This is a genomic window from Mycoplasmoides alvi ATCC 29626 (assembly GCF_000701785.1).
Classification (GTDB): domain Bacteria; phylum Bacillota_I; class Bacilli_A; order Mycoplasmatales; family Mycoplasmoidaceae; genus Mycoplasmoides; species Mycoplasmoides alvi.
Window position 1 is genome coordinate 184,039 of the sequence record NZ_JNJU01000001.1, and the last position, 22,277, is coordinate 206,315.

The 22,277-nt window shown below is 23.0% G+C and carries 23 protein-coding genes and 1 other RNA gene; 18 read left to right on the forward strand and 6 right to left on the reverse strand.

What is annotated here, in order from left to right; translation table 4 throughout:
* Positions 1-2 precede the first annotated feature (2 nt).
* Positions 3-1,526 (forward strand): segregation/condensation protein A, encoded by a 1,524-nt coding sequence (gene scpA, locus T383_RS03685; RefSeq protein ID WP_052663902.1) that lies wholly within the window; start codon positions 3-5, stop codon positions 1,524-1,526.
* Positions 1,527-1,538: 12 nt separating this feature from the next.
* Positions 1,539-2,285 (forward strand): SMC-Scp complex subunit ScpB, encoded by a 747-nt coding sequence (gene scpB, locus T383_RS0100710; RefSeq protein WP_084269011.1) that lies wholly within the window; start codon positions 1,539-1,541, stop codon positions 2,283-2,285.
* 48 nt (positions 2,286-2,333) lie between these two features.
* Here scpB and rnpB read toward each other — a convergent pair.
* An RNA gene (gene rnpB, locus T383_RS03825) (RNase P RNA component class B) lies at positions 2,334-2,711 on the reverse strand.
* 88 nt (positions 2,712-2,799) lie between these two features.
* On the opposite strand from rnpB, the gene T383_RS0100715 reads away from it, so the two are divergent.
* Positions 2,800-3,474, forward strand: coding sequence for a thiamine diphosphokinase (locus T383_RS0100715; RefSeq protein ID WP_169735582.1), 675 nt, complete (start codon positions 2,800-2,802; stop codon positions 3,472-3,474).
* Between the two features lie 12 nt (positions 3,475-3,486).
* Here T383_RS0100715 and ruvB read toward each other — a convergent pair whose 3' ends face one another.
* On the reverse strand, positions 3,487-4,407 hold the full coding sequence (gene ruvB, locus T383_RS0100720; protein ID WP_052663906.1) for a Holliday junction branch migration DNA helicase RuvB: 921 nt from the start codon (positions 4,405-4,407) through the stop codon (positions 3,487-3,489).
* Entirely contained in the window at positions 4,388-5,020 is a 633-nt protein-coding gene (gene ruvA / locus T383_RS03690) for a Holliday junction branch migration protein RuvA (RefSeq protein ID WP_052663908.1), read from the reverse strand. The genes ruvB and ruvA overlap by 20 nt, the downstream gene beginning before the upstream one ends.
* A 261-nt stretch (positions 5,021-5,281) precedes the next feature.
* Between ruvA and T383_RS0100730 the strand changes: the two genes are divergently transcribed.
* From T383_RS0100730 to T383_RS0100800, 15 genes are all read left to right on the forward strand, one after another.
* Positions 5,282-5,656 (forward strand): MG284/MPN403 family protein, encoded by a 375-nt coding sequence (locus tag T383_RS0100730; protein ID WP_033159749.1) that lies wholly within the window; start codon positions 5,282-5,284, stop codon positions 5,654-5,656.
* Positions 5,650-6,693 carry a DUF5443 family protein gene (locus T383_RS0100735; RefSeq protein ID WP_033159750.1) on the forward strand — a complete coding sequence of 348 codons (1,044 nt, stop codon included), beginning with the start codon at positions 5,650-5,652 and terminating at the stop codon, positions 6,691-6,693. Before T383_RS0100730 ends, T383_RS0100735 begins: the two co-directional genes overlap by 7 nt.
* A 2-nt stretch (positions 6,694-6,695) precedes the next feature.
* Entirely contained in the window at positions 6,696-7,358 is a 663-nt protein-coding gene (locus tag T383_RS0100740; protein ID WP_033159751.1) for a DUF5452 domain-containing protein, read from the forward strand.
* A gap of 58 nt (positions 7,359-7,416) precedes the next feature.
* Positions 7,417-7,659, forward strand: a complete 243-nt coding sequence (locus T383_RS0100745; RefSeq protein ID WP_169735583.1) for a phosphopantetheine-binding protein — start codon at positions 7,417-7,419, stop codon at positions 7,657-7,659.
* Positions 7,660-8,095: 436 nt separating this feature from the next.
* Complete coding sequence (rplU, locus tag T383_RS0100750) at positions 8,096-8,395, forward strand: 50S ribosomal protein L21 (RefSeq protein ID WP_033159752.1); 300 nt, start codon at positions 8,096-8,098, stop codon at positions 8,393-8,395.
* Positions 8,396-8,398: 3 nt separating this feature from the next.
* A complete protein-coding gene (locus T383_RS0100755; RefSeq protein WP_033159753.1) occupies positions 8,399-8,707 on the forward strand; it encodes a ribosomal-processing cysteine protease Prp in 309 nt (102 codons plus the stop codon).
* A gap of 14 nt (positions 8,708-8,721) precedes the next feature.
* The gene (rpmA, locus tag T383_RS0100760) at positions 8,722-9,036 is read left to right on the forward strand and encodes a 50S ribosomal protein L27 (RefSeq protein ID WP_052663912.1); all 315 of its coding nucleotides are present in this window, start codon (positions 8,722-8,724) and stop codon (positions 9,034-9,036) included.
* A gap of 8 nt (positions 9,037-9,044) precedes the next feature.
* The gene (locus T383_RS0100765) at positions 9,045-9,551 is read left to right on the forward strand and encodes a cob(I)yrinic acid a,c-diamide adenosyltransferase (protein ID WP_033159754.1); all 507 of its coding nucleotides are present in this window, start codon (positions 9,045-9,047) and stop codon (positions 9,549-9,551) included.
* A gap of 5 nt (positions 9,552-9,556) precedes the next feature.
* Complete coding sequence (locus T383_RS0100770; RefSeq protein ID WP_033159755.1) at positions 9,557-10,411, forward strand: deoxyribonuclease IV; 855 nt, start codon at positions 9,557-9,559, stop codon at positions 10,409-10,411.
* 29 nt (positions 10,412-10,440) lie between these two features.
* Complete coding sequence (locus tag T383_RS0100775) at positions 10,441-10,893, forward strand: transcriptional repressor (protein WP_033159756.1); 453 nt, start codon at positions 10,441-10,443, stop codon at positions 10,891-10,893.
* On the forward strand, positions 10,874-11,719 hold the full coding sequence (locus tag T383_RS0100780; RefSeq protein ID WP_033159757.1) for a DUF3196 family protein: 846 nt from the start codon (positions 10,874-10,876) through the stop codon (positions 11,717-11,719). Before T383_RS0100775 ends, T383_RS0100780 begins: the two co-directional genes overlap by 20 nt.
* Before the next feature lie 63 nt (positions 11,720-11,782).
* Complete coding sequence (tig, locus tag T383_RS0100785) at positions 11,783-13,111, forward strand: trigger factor (RefSeq protein WP_033159758.1); 1,329 nt, start codon at positions 11,783-11,785, stop codon at positions 13,109-13,111.
* A gap of 149 nt (positions 13,112-13,260) precedes the next feature.
* Entirely contained in the window at positions 13,261-15,636 is a 2,376-nt protein-coding gene (lon, locus tag T383_RS0100790; RefSeq protein ID WP_033159759.1) for an endopeptidase La, read from the forward strand.
* A 183-nt stretch (positions 15,637-15,819) separates the two neighbouring features.
* Complete coding sequence (locus T383_RS0100795) at positions 15,820-17,664, forward strand: hypothetical protein (RefSeq protein ID WP_156940227.1); 1,845 nt, start codon at positions 15,820-15,822, stop codon at positions 17,662-17,664.
* A gap of 2 nt (positions 17,665-17,666) precedes the next feature.
* A complete protein-coding gene (locus tag T383_RS0100800; RefSeq protein WP_033159761.1) occupies positions 17,667-18,623 on the forward strand; it encodes an ABC transporter ATP-binding protein in 957 nt (318 codons plus the stop codon).
* Here T383_RS0100800 and T383_RS0100805 read toward each other — a convergent pair.
* The 3 genes from T383_RS0100805 to T383_RS0100815 are packed head-to-tail and all read right to left on the reverse strand — an operon-like array spanning position 18,620 to position 22,271.
* Positions 18,620-19,456: a TIGR00282 family metallophosphoesterase gene (locus T383_RS0100805; RefSeq protein ID WP_033159762.1), complete on the reverse strand. Its 837-nt coding sequence runs from the start codon at positions 19,454-19,456 to the stop codon at positions 18,620-18,622. The genes T383_RS0100800 and T383_RS0100805 overlap by 4 nt on opposite strands.
* Positions 19,456-20,043, reverse strand: a complete 588-nt coding sequence (locus T383_RS0100810) for a 5-formyltetrahydrofolate cyclo-ligase (protein ID WP_033159763.1) — start codon at positions 20,041-20,043, stop codon at positions 19,456-19,458. Before T383_RS0100810 ends, T383_RS0100805 begins: the two co-directional genes overlap by 1 nt.
* A complete protein-coding gene (locus T383_RS0100815; protein WP_052663914.1) occupies positions 20,043-22,271 on the reverse strand; it encodes an ATP-dependent helicase in 2,229 nt (742 codons plus the stop codon). The genes T383_RS0100810 and T383_RS0100815 overlap by 1 nt, the downstream gene beginning before the upstream one ends.
* Between the last annotated feature and the right edge of the window lie 6 nt (positions 22,272-22,277).

Below are 22,277 nucleotides of genomic sequence, written 5' to 3' on the forward strand. Positions count from 1 at the left end.
TTATGATTAAACTTATTTGGTGTGAAGATCTAAAACATGGAATTGGTAAAAATAATGAAATTCCATGAAATATTCCTGAAGAGTTAGAACATTTTAAAAAAACAACAATAAATAAAGTTGTTGTTATGGGTTTTAATACTTATAAAAGTATAAATAAATTACTAATCAATAGAACAAATGTTATTATGACACGAAATCATAAGAATGATATTGCACTTGGGGGTTTAACTTATTCAACTGTAAAAGGTGTATTAAAAGATTTTCAAAATGTGGATATATATGTCATAGGTGGAAAAATTATTTATGAGGCATTTTTTCCATTTGCTGATGAATTAATTATTAGTCAATTATTCAATGACTATAAATGTGATACTAAGTTTAATCCAAATTTAGATAATTTTGAACTTTATAAAACTAAAAATTATTCTAAATTTAAAGTCTTGTTTTATCGTAAAAAAAGTGTTAGCATAGCAAATGTTTCTGAAAATATTTCAGAAAACATTTTTAATTTAAATTTTAAACATTTTTCAGGACCATTTGATTTATTACTTTCATTAATTCAAGAAAAGAAAATGAATATTTTAGATTTAAATTTAGCTGAATTAACAACTCAATATTTAGAATTTATTAAATTGAATATGAAAAATATTGATATTGAACAAATTACTGATTATTTAGTAATGGCAACATATTTAATTGAATTAAAATCAAAAAGTATTGTGCCAAAAAAAAATGATGATGTTAATGATGATTATGATTTATCCAATAATAAAGAACGTGATCGTTTAGTAAAACATTTAATTGAATATAAACATTATCGAGAAGTTTTGCCTAAATTGGAAGAAATGCAATTAGAACGTTTTAATATGATTGGCAAGGAAGCTGATAGTTGAGAAGTTTTTCAATCACCCAAACATGATTTACCAGAAGCTCCATTGCCAAACTATGTTAATCCTAATAATTTAATTTTTGCAATGCAAAGAATTTTTCAACGTTTTAAAAATAAACTTGCAAATTCACCTAAGATTATTGTTGAAGAATTGTCAGTAGAAGATGTTCAAGATGAAATATATAAAATTATTAAAGATTCTAATTTAGAAAAAATATCTTTAACAAATTTGCTATCTAAAGTTGATCCATTTAAATTAAATTCAATGTATTTTGTTACATGTTTTTTGGCTTTACTTGTATTGACTAGATATCAAAAGATTGAAATGTTTCAGCTAAAAATGGATGATGAAATTTATATCAAATTAAGTAATAAGATTGAGATAAATGAACCTGAAGAATCTATTGAAGAAATGATTAAGAGACAAGAAGATTTTAAAAAAGAAACAGAAGAGTATAGAAAACAAATTTTAAAACAACGAGCAGAAGAATATTTTAAAAAGCGAGAAGCTTATTTAAAATCTAAATATGGTGATGCTTATGTTTCTAGAGATGAATATAGAAATTTATCAAAATCTGAAAAAGAAAAATTAAGAAATAAACAAAAAGAAATAGATGAAAAAAATAAAAATAATTAATGGTAATTCATTATGAAAAAGAAAGTTAAAAATTTCGAAAAAAACAAGTTTCAAAAAAAAAATAAAAATAATAATCCTGTTTTAAAAGAGGACTTAAGTAATAAAACAATTTTTGAAAAAGAAAAAAAATTTTTTTTAGAAAAGAAAAAGGCAAATTTACCTAAAAAACGTTCTCATTTAGAAGAATTTAAATTAGATATTAAAGCAATAATTCATGGAGCATTATTTGTTGCAGGAAAAGAAGGAATGAATCTAGCAGAACTACATAAAATATTACCTAAATTAACTATGGATGAAATTAGAAATCATGTTCTTTTAATACAACAAAAAATGGATAAAGATTTAGATACTGGAACTTGTATCAAAGAGTATGGTAATAAATTTAAATTACTAACTAAACCAGATATCAAGAATGAAATGCAAAAATATGCTAATCTTAAATTTAAGAATCCATTAAATTCTAAACTTATGGAAGTTCTTGCGATTATTGCATATAATCAACCATGTACTAGACCAAGAATTTCAGAAATTAGAGGTTCTGATTCTGCTCCATTAGTTGACATTTTAATTAATCATGGATTAGTTCAAGAATTGGGTAGAGCTGATACATGAGGACGTCCATTTATTTATTCAGTTACTGATAAATTTTTTGATTTATTTGGTATATCAACAATAGAAGATTTGCCTAAAATTCAAGAATTTGATATTGAGTCTTTTTCTGAAGGGAACTTTTTTGATAGTAATCGTTTTGAAGAATAAAAACTCAACATTAATAAAATAGAGACCCAATTTAGGGTCTCTATACTTTGCTATAAGCCATATTCTGTATCCAATTAAGGACGTTAACTATTTATCTACACATTTAAATTATGTAATGTGTCGCAATTTTAATTCATTTCTTAATTTTGCGTTCCCTTACCAACATTTAGGTTTCTCACTTATGGGGTTTACCAACGTTTCACTATTAATTTTCATTAACACTCGTCTCTGTGGCACTTTATGCAAAATTACCATTATTTATTAATTACTTGAAATTAAAAAACTTTAGGTTATTTGCGCCGTCTTCCTTTTAAAAAGAAGCTAGATTTTATTTATTAAATCTACATAAAAACTACAAGCATCTCAGCTTGTGTGAGCATGGACTTTCCTCTAATGATTGTTAATCATCAGCAGTTAACCGCAAAGCATACTAATTTTATTATTTTATTTTTATATAAGTTTTAAAATGTGTTTATATTTTTATTTAAATAAATTTAAAATTATAATTTTTTATATGAACTATGGATTAATACTTAATGGTGATTTAGATTTTATTTATTTTAAGAATCACTTAAATAAAACTTTACGTAAAATGAAATGAATAGGTGTTGATAAAGGAGCTTTAATTGCTTTAAACAACAACATAGATTTATTTGCTTCAATTGGTGATTTTGATTCAGTTAGTTCTGATGAATTAAAATTGATTAAAAAAAAATCTAATATTTTTATTAAATTTAATTCAAAAAAAGATTACACAGATTTTGAACTAGCTTTAAATTGATTATTAAAACAAAAAGATGTTAAATGTGTTAAGGTTTATGGTTGAAATGGAGGAAGAATTGATCAATTACTTGCAAATTTATCTGCATTAACTAATGTGAAATATAAATTTTTTGTAAAAAAAATTGAATTTATTGATAAAAACAATTGAGTAAAAATTTATTTGCCTGGAAAATGAACATTAAAACCATTTTCTTCAATGAAATATGTTGGTTTTTATGCTTTGACATCTATACAAAAATTATCCATATTAAATTTAAAGTATGAATTAAATTCTCAAAACATTCCTAGCGGTAAAAGTTTTTCTAGTAATGAGTTTTTGCCATCAATAAATGGTAAATTTTCATTTAAATCTGGAATAATTTTGGTTTCACAAACTAAGGATAATTTATCAAAAGAAAATTATTAATTTTAGTTATTTTTATTCAACTATATGATTTAAATATTTTTTGCCTTCATCAGTAATTATTCTTCCTTTGTGTGTTTTTTTTATAAAATTCATTTTTAAAAGAAGTGGTTCAATTTTAGTTTCAATTGTTAATGGATCAATATCATTTATTAAACATAATGTTTTTAAACCCAAGAATTTATTGCTAAACAAAGATTTTAAATATTTAATATCTTGTTTTGTTAAACCAAATCTGTTTATGTTTAATTCTTTCATAATTTCTTCAATCTTCATTCCAGGTTTTGCTAATTTATAATCATAAATTGAATTTATTAGTCTTAAAGCTAATCTTGGAACAAATCTAGAACTTTCTGCAATAATTTGAATATCTTTGTTAGTTAATTTTATTTTTAAATTTTCAGTTATTTTTTCTATAAGAATTTTTAATTCATCTATTGAGTAATAATCAACATTAATTACTATTCCAAATCTATCTTCTAGTGGATTAAGTATTTTTCCGTAATATGTTGTTGCACCAATTAAAGTAAATTTAGGAATTTTCATTCTTGTTATTTTGCTATTAAATTCTTTTCCAATCACAATATCAACACTAAAATTTTCCATTATAGGGAAGAGAAATTCCATCAACTTTTGATCTAATGCATGAATTTCATCAATAAACAAAATATCATTTTTGTTAATAAGGGAAAATATATTTAATATTTCACTAATTTTTTGTAAATTATTTGCTTGTATTATTTTTATTTTTGTTTTCAAACAATTTGCAACAATTTTAGCTAAAGTGGTTTTTCCCACTCCAGCAGGTCCATATAATAAAATATGAGGCAATACTTCATTTTTTATTTTAGAAGCATTAATAAAAGTTTTAAGTTGGGATTTTATGTCATTTTTTCCTATAAAATCTTCAAAATCACTAAATTCCTTGATGTTCATATTCATTATTTGCCATTAATTTAATTAGATTAGAAACAATATCTGATACTTCATAATTTTCTTCAAATTTAATTTTGTCTATTAATTCAATAATTATTTTTTCATCATAACCAAGTAGTTTTAATGTTGAAATTATTTCAGTTCGATCTACTTCTTTTAATGTTATTTTTTGATTATCTATTTTGTTTTCATTATTGCCTATTTCATTTAATTCTCAATTTTTTCAGTTATTCATAATTAGATAGGAGGCAATATTAGAATTTATTCCCTCTATTTTTTTTAATTCATCTAAATTTTTATTTTTAATTAGTAATTTAATTTTATTTATATCATGATTCATTATTTTCATTGCTGTTTTAGGACCAATTCCTTGACAATTAATTAATGTTTGAAATCAATCAATTTCTTTAATAGTTTCAAACCCATATAATTCATTTTTTATTTCATTATTTACTATTTGGGTTATTTGCTTGCAAAAAATTTTTTTAAATTTGTCAGATACTTTAAAATTATTTTTTTCAATAACATTTATTCAATAAAATTTTGAATTAATTTGAACATTAATTTTTTTTATTCCAACATAATTTATTTTTGCGATTATTCCTGATAACATTTTTATCCTTTCAAATTATTTTCTATTTATTTAGAGAAGTATTTTATTTAATTCTCTCTCACTATATAAAGTTCATAAAAAATAAATTTTGTACAAAAAAGTTTCTAAAATTTTTTAGAAAAAGTGTTTAACACTAAAAACTAAAAAATTTACTTATTGACTTTAAATGTCCAAATAAGATAAAACTTAAAGGAAATTAAAAATATTTTGTACAAAATTAATTTTTTTTGTAACTAAATATTATGGAAAGAGAAAAAAACAATGATAAATAGACTAAGTTTTTTAAACAATAATTATACATCAGCAGAATATCGTCGCTTAGCAGATAAGATTATAAGAAAATATCAACACATAAAATTTAGAAGTACAAATGTAAATTCTATAAAAAAATGTTTAGGAGAATACTTACCAATTAATAATAAAAATGTTAACATAAAGGATTTAACTAAAAAAGATCAAATTTTTATAAATCTTATAGAACGGGCATTGGAAACTTTGAATGAAAAAGACCGTGAAATAATCAAAGATTTTTTTATTAACCACAAAAATGCATCTGATAAATTTTATAGTAAACCATGGTTTTATAGATTATTAAATGAAGCTAGTAAAAATTTTTGTGAGTTAATTTTATGATAGTAACTTACAATCAAATTTCTTATTCGAACAATTGGGTTTTAAACCCTTTGGATCCAAATGGAGATAAATATTTTGAAGCGAAGTTATATTCATCAAATGTCTACACAACTAGTAATTACATTAATTTTGATAATGTAATTTTATTTAGAATAAATAGCATTTTGCCAAATAATTTAATTGTAATGTCTTTTAATATTCCTGAATATAGTCAACAAGATATACAATTAATTCCTGTTGATGATATTCAATCAATTGATGATGGTTGAACAGCTTATAGAGCTTTTATTCAAATACCAAAGAATAAATTGTCATACACTAATGCTAATTTTCAAAATTTAATTGTTCCTGCAAGTTTAGGATTTGCATGTAATGAAAAACTTCTTTCCAGTATACAAAATCAATTGGAAACCTATGCATTGAAATCATTTTTAGATGATCTTTATGAAACAAATATCTCATTTGATGTTTCTTTAGATTCATATTTTAAATTTGCAAATAATTATGGAAGTAGCGAGTTGTATGATATTTTTCCTTCTTCTACAAATGCATTTGGTGAAAAATTTAATTTCTCATGAATTTCAAATTATTATATGAACTTGTCAAAAGCACAATCAATAGAAAATTTATTCGAAATAACAGCATCAATTCCATTAATTATGTCAAATATGAACTTAAATTTTTATTATCATACACCTAGAAATAGTGGATATAAAGTTTTAACATACTCAGAAAAACGCAATTATTCATTAATTGCAAATGAAACACACACAATTTCTTTACCATTTAAAGTCACTTATGATGAAGTTAAAAAAGAATTAGTTAAGGATTTGCAAAATGGACATAATTTTCTTTTACCAGAAGGGGGAAATGGATATTATGAAATAAATTTTGATATTCAAACTAAAAATTCTTATTACAAAATATCAGGAATAAATAATTTTAATTACTTAATTCCATTAAATGATTTAAATAAATTAGATTTTTTTGTATTTAATTATTTTCCAATAAATACACTTAATGGATTTACTAGAGTTTAATTATGAGCAAAAAAATAAAACAAATTTTACTTTGAATTACAAATGGAATTATGTTATCTACTACAATAACCTTAGCAATTATAACAATTGTGTCCACTCAAAAGAAAAATGTAAAGGAAAATAATTTTAATAATAATGAGTCATCTTCTAATTTAAATGATAGTGGCAATAATAATAATAATAGTAGTAGTAGTAGTAGTAGTAGTAACAATACCAATACTTCTCAAACTCATTTAAAAGAAGAATATCCAGAATCATCTATTGAATTACAAAATTTAACATATCCTTTTGGTAATCCTGATTCATATTGTTATATGTATGCAAATATTCATTCATATTTGTATAACAATCCCGAATGAGATAATTTAATTTCATATCAAGCTTTTATACCAAATTCATATAACAATGTAATAAAGTTTGATATAGATCAAAATCTTTTATTTAAAAATATAAAATCATGAATTACTAAATCTATTTACCAACACCCATTTTTTAAGAATAAAAACTCAACTATGACATTAGAAATAGATTATAAAGTAAATTACAATGAACAAAATATTTTGTTAAATGTATTATGATATTTTGACAATGATTATTCTAAGATTGATAATTTACCAAAAAGATATTGAGATCAAATTATTGTTGAATTAAGTAAAAATGTATAATGCTATAATAAACATGTTATAAAACATGTTTAAGGGTTTTTTAAATTTTATAAATTTTATGGTACTAGAACAATTAAAAAATATTATTAAAGAAAAACAATTAAAAGTTAATATAAATGATGATATATTAAATGTTGATTTTAAAGAATTAGGTTTAGATTCATTGGATACTTTTTCAGTTATTGTGAGTCTTGAAGAATATTTTAATGTTCAATTGACTGATGAAGTAATGATGTCATTAAGAACTATTAATGATCTTGTTTCGGCCTTTGAAAATTTAATAAATAAAGAAAAAAAATAAATTATTTTGCATAATTTAGTTTACAAACTTATGCATAAATGATTATATATTTTAGTTAACTTAAAAATATTTAATAAAATGTGTAATTTTTAGTTTTTTCTATTATTTTATAGAATTTAGACTTAAAAATGTATCATATTTACTTAAAAAATTATTTTTTAAGCAAAAAATTTTATAAGAAACTTTTATGTCTATTTCTTAAATTATTTATATAAATTTAATTTAATGCTTGTTTTAATAAAGATGCTATTAAAACATAGCGATAAAGAATAACTTAATTATTTAAAATTATGTTAGAATTAATTGAATTTTTAATTGTATTATGTATTACATAAGAATGTAAATTATTCCAACTGAACCGTTTTGAATTAAGGTTAAAATTTTAAATAGCATTTTTTGCTTGCCTTATGAACGAGTCTATTTTGGAGGGTATGAAATGTTTGCTGTTGTGATGTGTGGTTCTAAGCAATATTTAATTCATGAAAAAGATGAGATATATGTTGAAAAAATTAAAGCAGATGTTGGTAGTGAAATTGTTATTGACAAAGTTTTAATGATTGATAATAGAATTGGAAAACCTTATTTGGAAAATGCTAAGGTTGTTTGTCTTGTTGAAAAACAAGGAAAACAAAAAAAAATTAATGTCATCAAGCATATTAGTCAAAAACATCACTTAAAAAAATATGGTCATCGTCAACCATACACAAAATTGAAAGTTATTTCTATTAAAGGTTAACCAATGCTTTCAGTTACATTTTACCCGGGTGGTATTAAAATTGAGGGTCATGCTTTATTTAGTCCTAAAGGTGAAGATATTGTGTGTGCCGCTATAAGTGGAATTGTATTTGGTGGAATAAATTGATTTGAGCAAAAAAATATTAAAGTTGTTTCAGATCAAGAAAATGATTTTTTTTTATGTGAATTGCAAAATAGTGATTTGCAAAATTTAGTGGCCATGCAAGTTATTCAAACACAAATTCAGGCAATTGCTAAGTTATATCCTAAACATGTTATAATTTTAGGTTCTTCACAAAAAATCAATTTATAAATATGAGGTTGTTTATGAAAGATTTTAACAATATAAAGATTTGATTCAATATAGATTTACAATATTTTGCCTCTAAAAAAGGTGTTGGTTCGACCAAAAATGGGCGCGATTCTAATCCAAAATTTTTAGGTGCTAAGTTGGCTGATGGTCAATTGGCAAAGTCAGGGCAGATTATTTATCGGCAAAGAGGTAATGTCATTTGGCCTGGAAAAAATGTTGGTCAAGGAAAAGATGATACATTGTTTGCAATGTCTTCTGGCGTGGTTAAATACACAAAGTTTGGAAAAAATAAAACTAAGGTTAGTGTTATAGAAGTTAAGATTAAATAATTTTTGTAATGATTTATTCTTATTATGGTTTTGGACAAGGAAAAACTTCAGCATTAAATGGTTTGTGTTTAAGAGCAATTGCTTCAAAAAAATCAATTTTGTATATTAGATTTTTTAAGGGAATCAGAAGTAGTGAAGATAAAATCCTTGAAGCTTTAGGTGTAAAGATTCATCTTTTTCAAACTACAAATCATTTTATTTGAACCAAAAATGATATTGAAAAAAATAAAATTATTAATGAAGCACAGACTGCATTAAATTTTTTAAAAAAAGAATATAAAAATTTTGATTATTTATTTTTAGATGAAATCATTGATTTAGTTACAAATAAAATTTTAAGTTCAAAAGATTTTTGCGATTTTTTAAAAATTATAAGCAAAGATCGTTATGTTTTTATTTCGGGTCATTATATGGATGAAGAAATTTCTAAGATTTCTAGTGTTTTAACACATATGGAAAAGAAAAAACATCATTATGATTTAGGTATTTCGTCTAAAAAATTTATTGATTATTAAAATTTATGAAAAATAAAGAAATTATTATTGGATCTCATGTTTCAATGAAAGCTCCTGATTATTTATTGGGTAGTGTTAAAGAAGCTATAAGTTATAATGCAAATGCTTTTATGATCTATAATGGTCCACCTCAATCCTCAAAACGTTCACCATTATCTGAATTAAAAATTAATGAAGCATGAAGTTTAATGCAAAGTTTTAATTTATCAAAAGAAAATATTATTGTACATGCTCCATATATAATCAATCTATCATCTATTGATGAATCTAAACGTGCTTTTGGTATTGATTTTTTAATAAATGAAATTAATCGATCAAATTCAATTGGTGCAAAATATATTGTTTTACACCCAGGAAGTGCTGTTAAAACAACACCAAAAATTGCAATAATGAATTTGCAAAAAAGTTTAAATGAAGTTTTAAAAAAAACACACAATGTTATTGTATGTCTTGAAACAATGGCTGGAAAAGGAAATGAAATTGGAAAAAATTTTTATGAATTAAAATCTATTTTGAATGGAATAATGCAAAAAGACAGAGTTGGTATTTGCTTTGATACTTGTCATGTAAGCGATGCAGGTTATGATTTATCTAATCTTGAAAATGTTTTATGTGAATTTAATAAATATATTTCTATAAAAAAAATAAAATTGGTTCATTTAAATGACTCCTTAAATCCAATTGGTTCTAAAAAAGATAGACATGCAAATATTGGCAAAGGTTCTATTGGTATTAACTCATTAGTAAACATAATTAAGCACAAAAATTTTGCAAATATTCCATTTATTTTAGAAACACCTTATGTAGATAAATTACCACCATACAAAAAGGAAATAGAATTACTCTTTAGTTTTCTTTAAAGGAGTAATAATTAAGTTATAATAAAATTATGAAAAATAATGACATATTGACATTTTATTTAGATGAAATAAAGAAATCAAATTTGAAATTAACTAATAGTAGAATTGAAATAATTAAATGTTTAATAAATCATGATAAGTGACATACTATTGATGATATTATACAACACTTAGAAACAACTAATAAAAAGAAACCTAATGTTGCAAGTGTTTATAATGTGTTGCACTCATTAATAAAATGTAAAGTAGTAAATGCATTTCTAAATACAAGAAATTTTAAACCTTTGTTTAATCTCAGACATAAAAGTCATGAGCATGTTTATTGTTTTAGTTTTGATAACAATAAATTTATAACATTGCCTTTTGATGAAGAACTTAATCAAAATATTAAACATTATTTTGAAAGAAATAATTTTAAAATTAATGATTTCTATGTTATTGCAAATGGAATGCTAAGTGAAAATGAAAAAAAATGCAAATAATTTTTTTGATTCTTTTTTAAATATTAAAGAACTTGTAAATTTTTTTTCTCAAAATGAAAATTTAAATTCAATTGTTAATTATAATTTTTACCTAAAAATTATAAATAATTCATATAAAGAATTTGAAAAAAAAAATTATGAAAAAGCTATTGAATTATTATTAGAAGAACTTGAAGCGCCATATATTCCAGATAAAGTTGAAAAGTATTATAACATGATGATTAAACTGATTAGGCAAGAAACTTATGAAAAAAGAAATAATAAAATTGAAAATCTAGATTCAAAATCTTTAATTAAACTAGCTTTAGAAAATTTTCCAAAAAATATTCACATATTTGATTATTTTACTACAAAACCAATTGGTTATTTTGCGAAAGAAGATATTGACTATTTTAGATTTATTTTTACAAGTAAAGAATTTAAAAATGATTTAAAACTTAATATTTTGTATCTAATATCTGAAATTTTAGATTTTGTAAATTCAAAAATAGTTTTTTTTAATCATAACATAAATGATTCATCAGAAATAATTTTAGGACATAATTTATTTAGCAATGATGTTTTAAATTATTACAATGAGGTAGAAAAGGAAATATCCAATTTATTATTTCAAGAACCATCACTAGAAGATATGGCACTATCAATTGTTGAGCAAATTGCAAATTTTTATTTTCCTAAATTTCCAAATAAAATTAATTCAATTGAATTAGGAAAAACTATAGTTTATTATGTTAGCAACTTGTTTTATCCAAATAAATTTAAAGAATTAATTAATAAAAATCAACACATATTTGATTTTATATTACATGTTATAAATACAGAATAAAATATTAAAATTGTTAATAGTTTTTAATGATCAAATAAGTACCAATTTAAAATGGTGAGAAAAATGTATAAAATAGTAAATTCTAATAAGTTAGATAAAATACTTAACGTTGAAATCAAAGTAGATGGTGAACCATGGATATCTGAAGTTGATAAAGCATTTAAAAATAGTGTAAAAAATCTTTCTATACCTGGTTTTAGAAAAGGCAAAATTCCAGAAAAGAAAGCTAAAGAATTTGTAAACTATGGATTAGTTTATGAAAAAGCTGCTAATAAAATTTTAGATAAAGTTTTTAAAGAAATTTTAAATGAAGCAATTGTTAAAAATGATAATGATGTAATTGAATTAAATCCAGATGTTGATGTTAAAAAAATTGATGATAATGCTTTTGAATTTATCTTTAAATTTGATTTAATTCCTCCAATTAAGTTACCAGATTATAAAAAAATAGAAAATATTAAAACAATTGATGATATTTTAGATAATGATATTGAACATCAAATTAAATTAATAATGAAAAATGATGCTGAAATAGTTGATAAAGAAGACCAAGTTATTGAAATGTTTGACCTTGCAATTATTGATTTCAAGGGAATAGTTGATGGAAAACAATTAGATTCAGCAACTGCAAATGATTATGAGTTAGAAATTGGTTCAAATTCATTTATTAATGGTTTCGAGTCTTCTTTAGTAGGAATGAAGAAAAATGAAACTAAAGTAATTAATTTAAAATTTCCTGATGACTACCATGTTTATGAATTAAAGGGAAAACCTGTTACTTTTGAAGTTACAATTAAATCAGTTAAAGTTATCAAATATCCAGATTTAAACATTGATTATATTAAAACACTAAAAAATGGTAATTATGCAGATTCCAAAAGTATTGATGAGTTTAAATCAAAAATAAAAGAAGATTTAATTAAAAATGCAAAAATTAATTTAAAAAATTCAAATACTGCAACAATTAAAAAGTTTTTAATTGATAATTCAATTCTTGATTACATTCCTGAAAAATTGGTTAAAGATCAATATCAAAAGATTATGAATACATATTTAAGTCAAATTAAAAAATACAACTTAGAACTAAAAGATGCTTTAGCAATGCAAAATATTACTGAGGAAAAATTTAAAGAAGAAATTACTAAAGAGGCTGAAGCAAATGTTAAGTATTCATTAGTTTTAGAAAAAATTTCAGATGAAAATAACATTGAATGCACTAATGAGGATATAGATAATAGAATTAATGAAATATTTTTAGAATTTAATTCAAATGATAAGGAAAAACAAAAAGATTTAATAATGAGTAATTTAAATAGTCAAAGAGATTTAATTGAAACAATGGTAATTAGTGATAAAATTGTTAATTTTTTAATAGATATAAATAAAAAATAATTGGCACTTTTATGTTTAAAGTGCTACTTGTGGTAAAATATGCATAATGCAAAAAACATTGCTTATTTAAAAACATGATAAAAGTTTTGTTTGTTCTTAATCTATTTAATTTGCCAATAAATGTTTTAATTTAAAAGGAGAAATATACAATGAAAAAAGCACCTATTCTAATATCTCGAGGAATTGTTATTTTTCCTCACACGAAAAAAACCATTGATGTTGGTCGTGAAAAATCTTTACAAGCTATAACATTGGCTAAAAAAAGTAAAGTCAAACAAATTATTGTGGTAACACAAAATGATATTAACATTGATAACCCAACAGCAAAAGACATTAATTCTATTGGGACTCTTTGCGAAATTATTAAAACAAATGATACTTTTAATAATGATAAAGAATTGCAATCATCTATTGTTGAATTACGTGGTTTACAAAGAGTAAAAATTTTAGAAAAATATGATTATAGCAAGAGTAAAAATGTTGTTGTTGAGTATCAATTATTAAATTCAATAAATGTTAACAGCAAAGAAAATGAAGAAAAAATTAGTAAAATTTTTGATGAATTTAATGACACTATAATGCAAAATGTTGATAAGGAAAGAATTCCTACTACAAAGGATGGCTATGAATTGCATTCAATTTCTGGTGATGCTGATAAATTAGCTGATTTGATTTCAAATGTTTTGCCAATTTGTACTTACAGAAAGCAGCAATTATTAGAACAATTAAATGTTGTTAAAAGATATGACATGATAATTAAATACATGTATGATGAAGCTACAACATTACCAAAAGAATCTTCTGATGCTAAAAATAGTGAATTAACTCAAATTGATAGAAAAATTAGTAAAAAAATTAATGAAAATTTATCAAAACAACAACGTGAATTTTACTTAAGGGAACGTTTAAAAGCAATTAAAGAGGAATTGGGCGATATATCATCTAAAGAAGATGATGTTTCTGAATTACGTGAACGTGTTAATAATAATCCTTATCCAAAGAATATTAAAGATAAAGTTATTAGTGAATTAAATCGTTATGAATCTTCAATGAATTCTCAAGAAAATTCAATTATTAGAACTTATGTTGAATGATTGTTAGATTTACCATGATGACAAGAAAATCAAGATAATTCAGATATTAAGAAAGTTGCTAAGATTTTAGATAAAAATCATTATGGGTTACATAGTGTAAAAGAAAGAATTATTGAATATTTAGCTGTGCAAACACGTACAAAAAAAATACGTGGTCCTATTATGTGTTTAGTTGGACCTCCAGGAGTTGGAAAATCTAGTTTAGCCAAATCAATTGCTGAAGCATTGAATAAAACATTTGTCAAAATGTCCTTAGGTGGTGTTCATGATGAATCTGAAATTCGTGGTCATCGCAAAACTTATATTGGTTCAATGCCTGGAAGAATAATTAAAGGAATGAAAAAAGCTGGTGTTATTAATCCTTTATTCTTATTAGATGAAATTGACAAAACCGGTGTAGATAGAATGCATGGCGATCCAGCAAGTGCATTACTTGAAGTTTTGGATCCAGAATTAAATAATAAGTTTAATGATAATTATATTGAAGAAGATTATGATTTGTCTAAGGTTATGTTTGTTGCAACTGCAAATTATGCTGATGCTATTCCTGAAGCTTTGTATGATCGTCTAGAAATCATTGAATTGACATCTTATACTGAACATGAAAAATTAGCAATTGCCAAAAATTATTTAGTGCCAAGAACTTTGGAATCTATGGATTTGACTAATAAAGAATTATCATTTAAAGATGAAGCCTTAAAATACATAATTAAACATTTTACAAGAGAAGCTGGTGTCCGTAGTTTGGAAAGAAAAATTCAAGAAATTGCTCGTAAATTTTTAGTTGCAAGTCAGAAAAAGAATATTAATTCTCAAGTTATAGATGTTAAAGAAGTAAAACTTTATTTAAAAAAAGAAATTTTCGATTATACAACAAGAGATGATGACACAATTCCGGGAATTGTGAATGGCATGGCATATACATCTACAGGTGGTGATTTGTTGCCAATTGAAGTTACATATTCATCAGGAAAAGGTGATATTGTAATTACAGGTAATTTAAAAGAAACAATGCGTGAGTCAGCATCAGTTGCTTTGGGTTATGTTAAATCTAATGCAAAAGATTTCAAAATTGATCCAGAAATTTTTAAAAAAATTGATATTCATATCCATGTTCCTACAGGTGGAGTTCCTAAAGATGGTCCTAGTGCCGGAATCGCTTTAACAACTGCAATTATTTCAGCTTTAACTGGCAAAAAAGTTGATCCAACAATTGCAATGACAGGTGAAATAACACTTCGAGGCAAAGTTTTAATTATTGGAGGAGTTAAGGAAAAAACTATTTCAGCTTATCGTGGTGGTGTTCGTACTATCTTTATGCCTGAAAAAGATGAAAGGTATTTGAGTGAAGTTCCTAAAGAGATAATGAAAGATTTAAACATTGTTTTTGTTAGACAATATAAAGATGTTTATAAGCGAATATTTAAATAGTATTATTTTTTCTTTTAAAATATTTATACAATTTAAAAGATAACACTTTTGTTAGTGTTCTTAGGTGAATTAGAAGTGAAAAATAAATTTAATAAATTTGACTTTAAGTCAATTCACAGTTTTTTCAACAAAGAAATAATATATAAAAATCTACATGTATTCTTTGCATATTTTAGTTTTCTTTTGAAAATAGTTATTCGTAATTTTACAAATTGAATGCTTTTTGTTGCATACATGTTAATACTTTCACTAATTTTATTGATTATTCCAGCAATTTTAAATTCTTCTCCTGCTGATTATTGAAATAACCCTTTGATTCAAGTTGCATCATTTGTAATGCCGATTGTTGCTGTGTTTGCTTCTTGCATTGCTTTGGATTTATTCAGAGAAGGTGTTGATACAGGAATTGAATTAATAATTATTTCTAAACCAATAAGTAGAGTTAATTTTGTACTTGTTAAATTTAGTTTATTTTTGTTAATTTTGTTAATTTATGCATTAATAACAATTTTTTTAGGAATTTTAACATTTGCAATACCAAAAATGGATCATAAATTGGTTGGAGATTTAATAGGTGGTTTATTTACAGGTTCATTTGTAATTGGTCTTTTTTTTGGTTCTTTAGCAATATTAATATCATTAAAATTTGGCAAGAATGCAACAAATATGATTATTATTTTGATTGCAATTATTTTTAATTTTTTTACACCCTTGTCACAATTATTTTTTGATACTCCAGCTAAAGTTTTACGAAATAAAGGTATAAATTTACTACAACAAAACATAAAATTATCTAATGAAAATAATAGTAAAAGTATTGTTTATCAATTAGCTAATTCGTTTGGTAGCGTTAAATATGTTGATATAAAGTCAGAATATGAACAAGCCGAAAAGGAAACTTTTTACAATAATTCATTTTATTTAAATTTTGGAAACATGATTAGTTCACTTTATAATTTGGGAGGGTTAGCACCTTATAATAATGGTAATATTTCAATTTCACCCATTAATACAACATGAAGATTCTTAAATTCAATTAATAAAGATGAATATACGCATATACTTTTTGGTTTACCTTTAAGTGATATTAATTCAGCTTTAAATAGTAGTAGTTTGAATTCACAATTTATTTTTATGCCATTACCATCAACAAATAATTCATTTATAAGTAATTTTACTTCTTCAACACCATCATACACTTATCTTTCTGATCCAATCAATAATCAATCTACTAGAGTTAATGCAACAACAGATCTCTATAATGTTAGTGACACAAACATTGATGATGCACTAGTTAATTCAAATAATAGCATGACTAATCTTTTGGAAACAAACCAGTTAATTGATCAAATTACTGATGCAATTAATCAAATTAATAGTCCTGGTGAAATTAGTGAAAATTTAAGTAAAATATTTTCCATTTATTCTAATTTATTAACACAAAATAATATGACTATTTTTCAAAGTAATTTTGAAAATAATTATTTTATTGATAATAATGAACAATTTGCAAAAAATGTTTTTCAATCAAAAATAAGTTTATTTTATGGTTTGGATAAATTTAATACAACCAATGGATTAAATAATTTTAATAAGTTTATTAGTTCTATTTCTAATAGTGATTTGGTTGTAGGAATAAATAATTCTTGATTAACCCAAGATGAACAATGAAATCAATTAGATTTAATAATGAATAATTTACCTTTGTATAGGGCTTTAAAGTTTAAATTAGGTTATTCTACACCAATAGAAAGAAATAAATTAATTGGCGCAACATTACAAACTTTTTTAATTAATCAATATTCAAGTATTTATTTATTAAATTTACTAGAAAATAAAACTGCTAGTAAAATCTTTTCAACAAATTTGGGTTTAATTGTATTGCAAGCAGAACAATTAAATTTTACTTATAATGTTGAAACATTACCAATTATTGATCCATCAATAATTGTTACTTTGATGATTATTATTTCATTCTCGCTTTTTTTGTGCATTGGTTTTATTTATTACTATCAGGATATTAAGTAATTATGTTTATTAAACCAATTTTATCTGTTCAAAATTTAACTAAGCAATTTGGAAAAAAACAAAAACCAGCAATTACTAATGTTAGTTTCAATGTTTATCCAGGACAGTTCCATGCATTTATAGGAGCCAATGGCGCAGGCAAAACAACAACAATTAAATGTATTATTGGAGCTTATGCAAAAAAAGAAGGCTCAATATTTATTGATGGTATCTTAAATGTAAAACCAGAATCTAAATCAAAAATAGGTTACATTCCTGAATACACCAAATTTCCAAAACATTTTACAACTTTTGAATATTTACTATCATTAGCTAAAATTATGGGATTATCAAAAGATAAGGCAATTAAAAAAATTAATGATTTATTAATAAAAATGCACATGAATGGACTAAGAAATGAAAATCCTGAAAAATTTTCTTCTGGACAAAAGAAAAAAGTTATTTTAATTCAATCATTATTGATAGATCCTAAATTACTAATTATGGATGAACCAACAGCAAATTTAGACCCAAAGGCAAGAACAGAATTTTTTGATTTGCTAAAAGAACTACAAAAAGATGGAGCAACATTTTTTGTTTCAACACATATTTTGAGTGAAGTAAACAACTATGCTGATAGTTTAACTATTCTTGATGGCGGAAAAATTGTATTATCAGGAAAAATTGATGATATTCAAAAAAATTATGTTAAGGCAAATAAATATTTAATTAAAATTCCAAATGAACATTTAGAAAAAGCTATTAAAATTTTTAAAAAATTTAATTTAAATTTTGAATGGGACAATTTGAATAAAGAATTTATAGTTCAAGATTTAAATTCTAATTTTGCATCAAAATTAATAAAAGAATTAATTGATAATAATTTAGATGTTATAAACTTTGCTCAATATCGGTATTCTTTAACTGAAATTTATGATGAATATGTAAAAATTGGTTCTATGCATACTAAGGAGTCTTAATATTCATATTTTCATGTCAAATATTTAGGATCATCTTTGACTTTTCTAATTTGTTCACATGATTTAGCTTGATTAGTTAAATCATCAAACTCCATTACTATTCCATTTAGTTGTCAACCATAATCAGATACTTCTAGTTTAAATTTTTTACTTGTGTCTAAGAATTTTGAAATTGCATTTTCTGGTTTAGCTCCAATTACACTCCCAAAACCAGGTCCACACATACCAACATCAGTAATATAAATTGTACCCTTAGGAGTAATTCTTAAATCATTAGTTGGTATATGTGTATGTGTTCCTAAAATTGCATGAACTTTTCCATCAAAAAAGATACAGAAAGCATTTTTTTCACTTGTTGTTTCTGCGTGAAAATCAACAATATGAATTTCATTTGGATTAGAAATATTTTTAATAACATTTTCTAATGCTAAAAAAGAATTAGTTGTAATTGAATCCATGTTTGTTACACTATTTCCTAAAATATTTGTTACTCTTATAATTTTGTTTTTAATTTGTATTGTTCTAGTTCCTTCTCCCGAATTTGCATGTTCAAATTTTGAATTTAAATTAATGGGTCTAACAATATCATTATTATTTAAGACTTCTTTAATATCATGTTTTGCTCATGTATGATTCCCCATTGTAAAAAAATCAATTCCATTTTTTTTTAAATAATAATAATGTTCAAGTGTAAGTCCTTTTCCATGACTACAATTTTCAGCATTAGCAATTGTTAAATCAATTTCATATTTTTCTTTTATTTTTTGTAAATTTTGCTTAATTGAATCCCTTCCTGGTTTTCCAAAAATATCTCCTAAAAACAATATTTTCATTATTCAATTACCTCATTTTCATTAATAATAAAATCTAATTTTTTATCATGTTTATGCACAAGAAAATTTTCATCTTGTTGAAAATTATAAGCAAATCCTACTTTTAAGATTTTATTTTGTTTATCATTTTTATTTAAAAATTTATCATAAAAACCTGAACCATAACCTAATCTAAACATTTTTTTATTATATGCAATTAAAGGAATAACCATCATTTGAATTTCATTCGGTTTAATGAATAAATTAGATGATGATGGTTGTTTAATATTTTTAAAGTATTCATAATCAAAATTTAATGAATTTATTTTTCTAAAAATCATGTCTTTATTGTTTATTACTTGAGGTAAACTGATGTTAATTTTTTTTTCTAAAAGTTTAGATATAATTTTTTTTGTATTTACTTCATTTTTAGTAGACAAGTAAAAGGCAATACTTTTGATATCATATTTTGATAAAAAAATAAAAAAATTATTAAATATTAATTCATTTAACTTGTTATATTCGATAAAACTTATTTCATTTCTTTCACTAATTTTTTTATTTCTAATTATGTTGTTATATTTTAATTTTCTGACAAATAAGAACATTATTCACTCTTTCTTGTAATTGAAGTATGATTTTTCATTATTTCTTTTACTCCAATTGGTAGTGCAAATGCAACAACAATAGTTTTGTTTTTTATTTTTATAACAATGCCTTCTCCAAATTTTGAATGAAATATTTTATCATGCAACATGTATGTAGGCATATTATCATAAAACATATCTTTATAATTTATTGATTTTTTAGAATCAAACCAATCATTTTTATTTTCTTGAATCTGTTTTAAATTTGTAAATCCTGTAGTTTCAAGATTGTTAGAATTAATTTCACTAATAAATCTAGATGGTAGTTTAGAGTTATGGTTGAAATCTATACCCAATGAAGATGTCATAAACAATTCTTTTTTTGCTCTAGTTACAGCAACATACATAATTCTTCTTTCTTCTTCAATTTTTTCATTTGTAATTTCTTCATGATTATTTTGTAATATTGATGGAAATATATTTTCAATTAAACCATATATAAAAACATAATCAAACTCTAATCCTTTAGCAGAATGAATAGTCATTAATTGTACAGAATCATGTTTACTTTCGGCATTATCATTAGATAACAATTGAATGTTTTCTAAGTAATTTTCAAGATTAAAATTATCATTTTCAGACTCATATTTTTCTATAGAATTAATTAATTCATCTATATTTTTTAATCTATCAATTTCTAATTTTTCATCAAATTCAGCTTTATAATTAATTTTTTTAATAATTTCTTTTAATAAATCTGATATTTTTAAATTTTTACTAGTGTTTTTAATCCGTAAATTTTCTAGTAATTCATAAAATTCTAGTAAATGATTAATTGCAGGTTTATAAATATTAATTTCATGAACATATTTCAATGATTCATAAATTGTAATTTTATGTTGTTCTGAGTAAATTTTTAGTTTTTGTATAGTTTTATCAGTAACTTTTCTGGATGGAATATTAATTATTCTAATTAATGAAATTTCATCTTTATTATTAATTACCTTAAGGTAAGCAATTAAATCTTTAATCTCTTTACGTTGATAAAATTTTATTGATCCATATATGTAATAAGGAATATTGTTTTGAACTAAGGCATGCTCAATATTTCTACTTAAAAAATTAGATCTATATAAAATTGCAATGTTTTTATATTTTTCATCTTTATTGTTTGCAATTATTTTTTTTATATTTTTTACAATTCATGTTGATTCCAAATCTTGGTTTTGTGCTAAAAAATATTTTGGTAAAGGACCATTTTTTTTGTGTGAAAATAAATTATTTTTTGATAAATTTGTTTTATTATTTTTAATAATATCATTAGCTACATTTAAAATTTGTTGACTAGATCGATAATTTTGTTCTAAATAATAAACAGATGAATTTGGAAAATCATTTTTAAAAATATCAATATTTTTGGCATTTGCATTTCTTCAGCCATATATTGATTGATCTGGATCTCCGACAACAAAAATATTATTTTTACTATTTATAATGCTTTTCATTATAAAGTATTGAATATCATCCGTATCTTGAAATTCATCTATTAGTATATAATCAAAATTTTTAGATCATTTCTCTGATATATCAGGAAATTTTTTAAAAATTTTAAATGTAAAATTTAGTAAATCTGCAAAATCTAAATAATTATTTTCTTTTAGATAAAGGTTATATTCTTTAAAAACATTTTTTAAAAGATCACATTGAGATTTATTAAGTTTATAAAAAATTTTATATTCATCTAAAAAATTATCTATTTCAATGTTTTTGCTTTTGCATATTTCAATATACTTAATAACTAAATTTAATTTTAATATCTCTCTATTTAATCCTTTATCTTGAAAAATAAAGTTAAAAATAGATTTTTTGTCTTCTGAATCAATAATAGAAAAATTAATTGAATAATTTAATTTATGAATTTCATGTTTTAAAACTTTAAAGCAAAATGCATGAAATGTATTTATTCATTTTAATTCTATAGAACTATTTAGTTCTTTTTGAATTCTTGTCTTGATTTCATCTGTTGCTTTTTTACTAAATGTTATTGCCAAAATTCTATTAGGATCTATATTGTAGGATTTAATTAAATTAACAATTCTATATACTAAAACTTTTGTTTTTCCAGTTCCGGCACCAGAAATAACTAAGGAATTTTCATTTTTTGGTGCAAAAACTACATTTTCTTGTTGTTTGTTAAGATTTCAATCATTATTTTTATTAAAAAAATTATTTATTTTTTCTAAGGACATAAAATT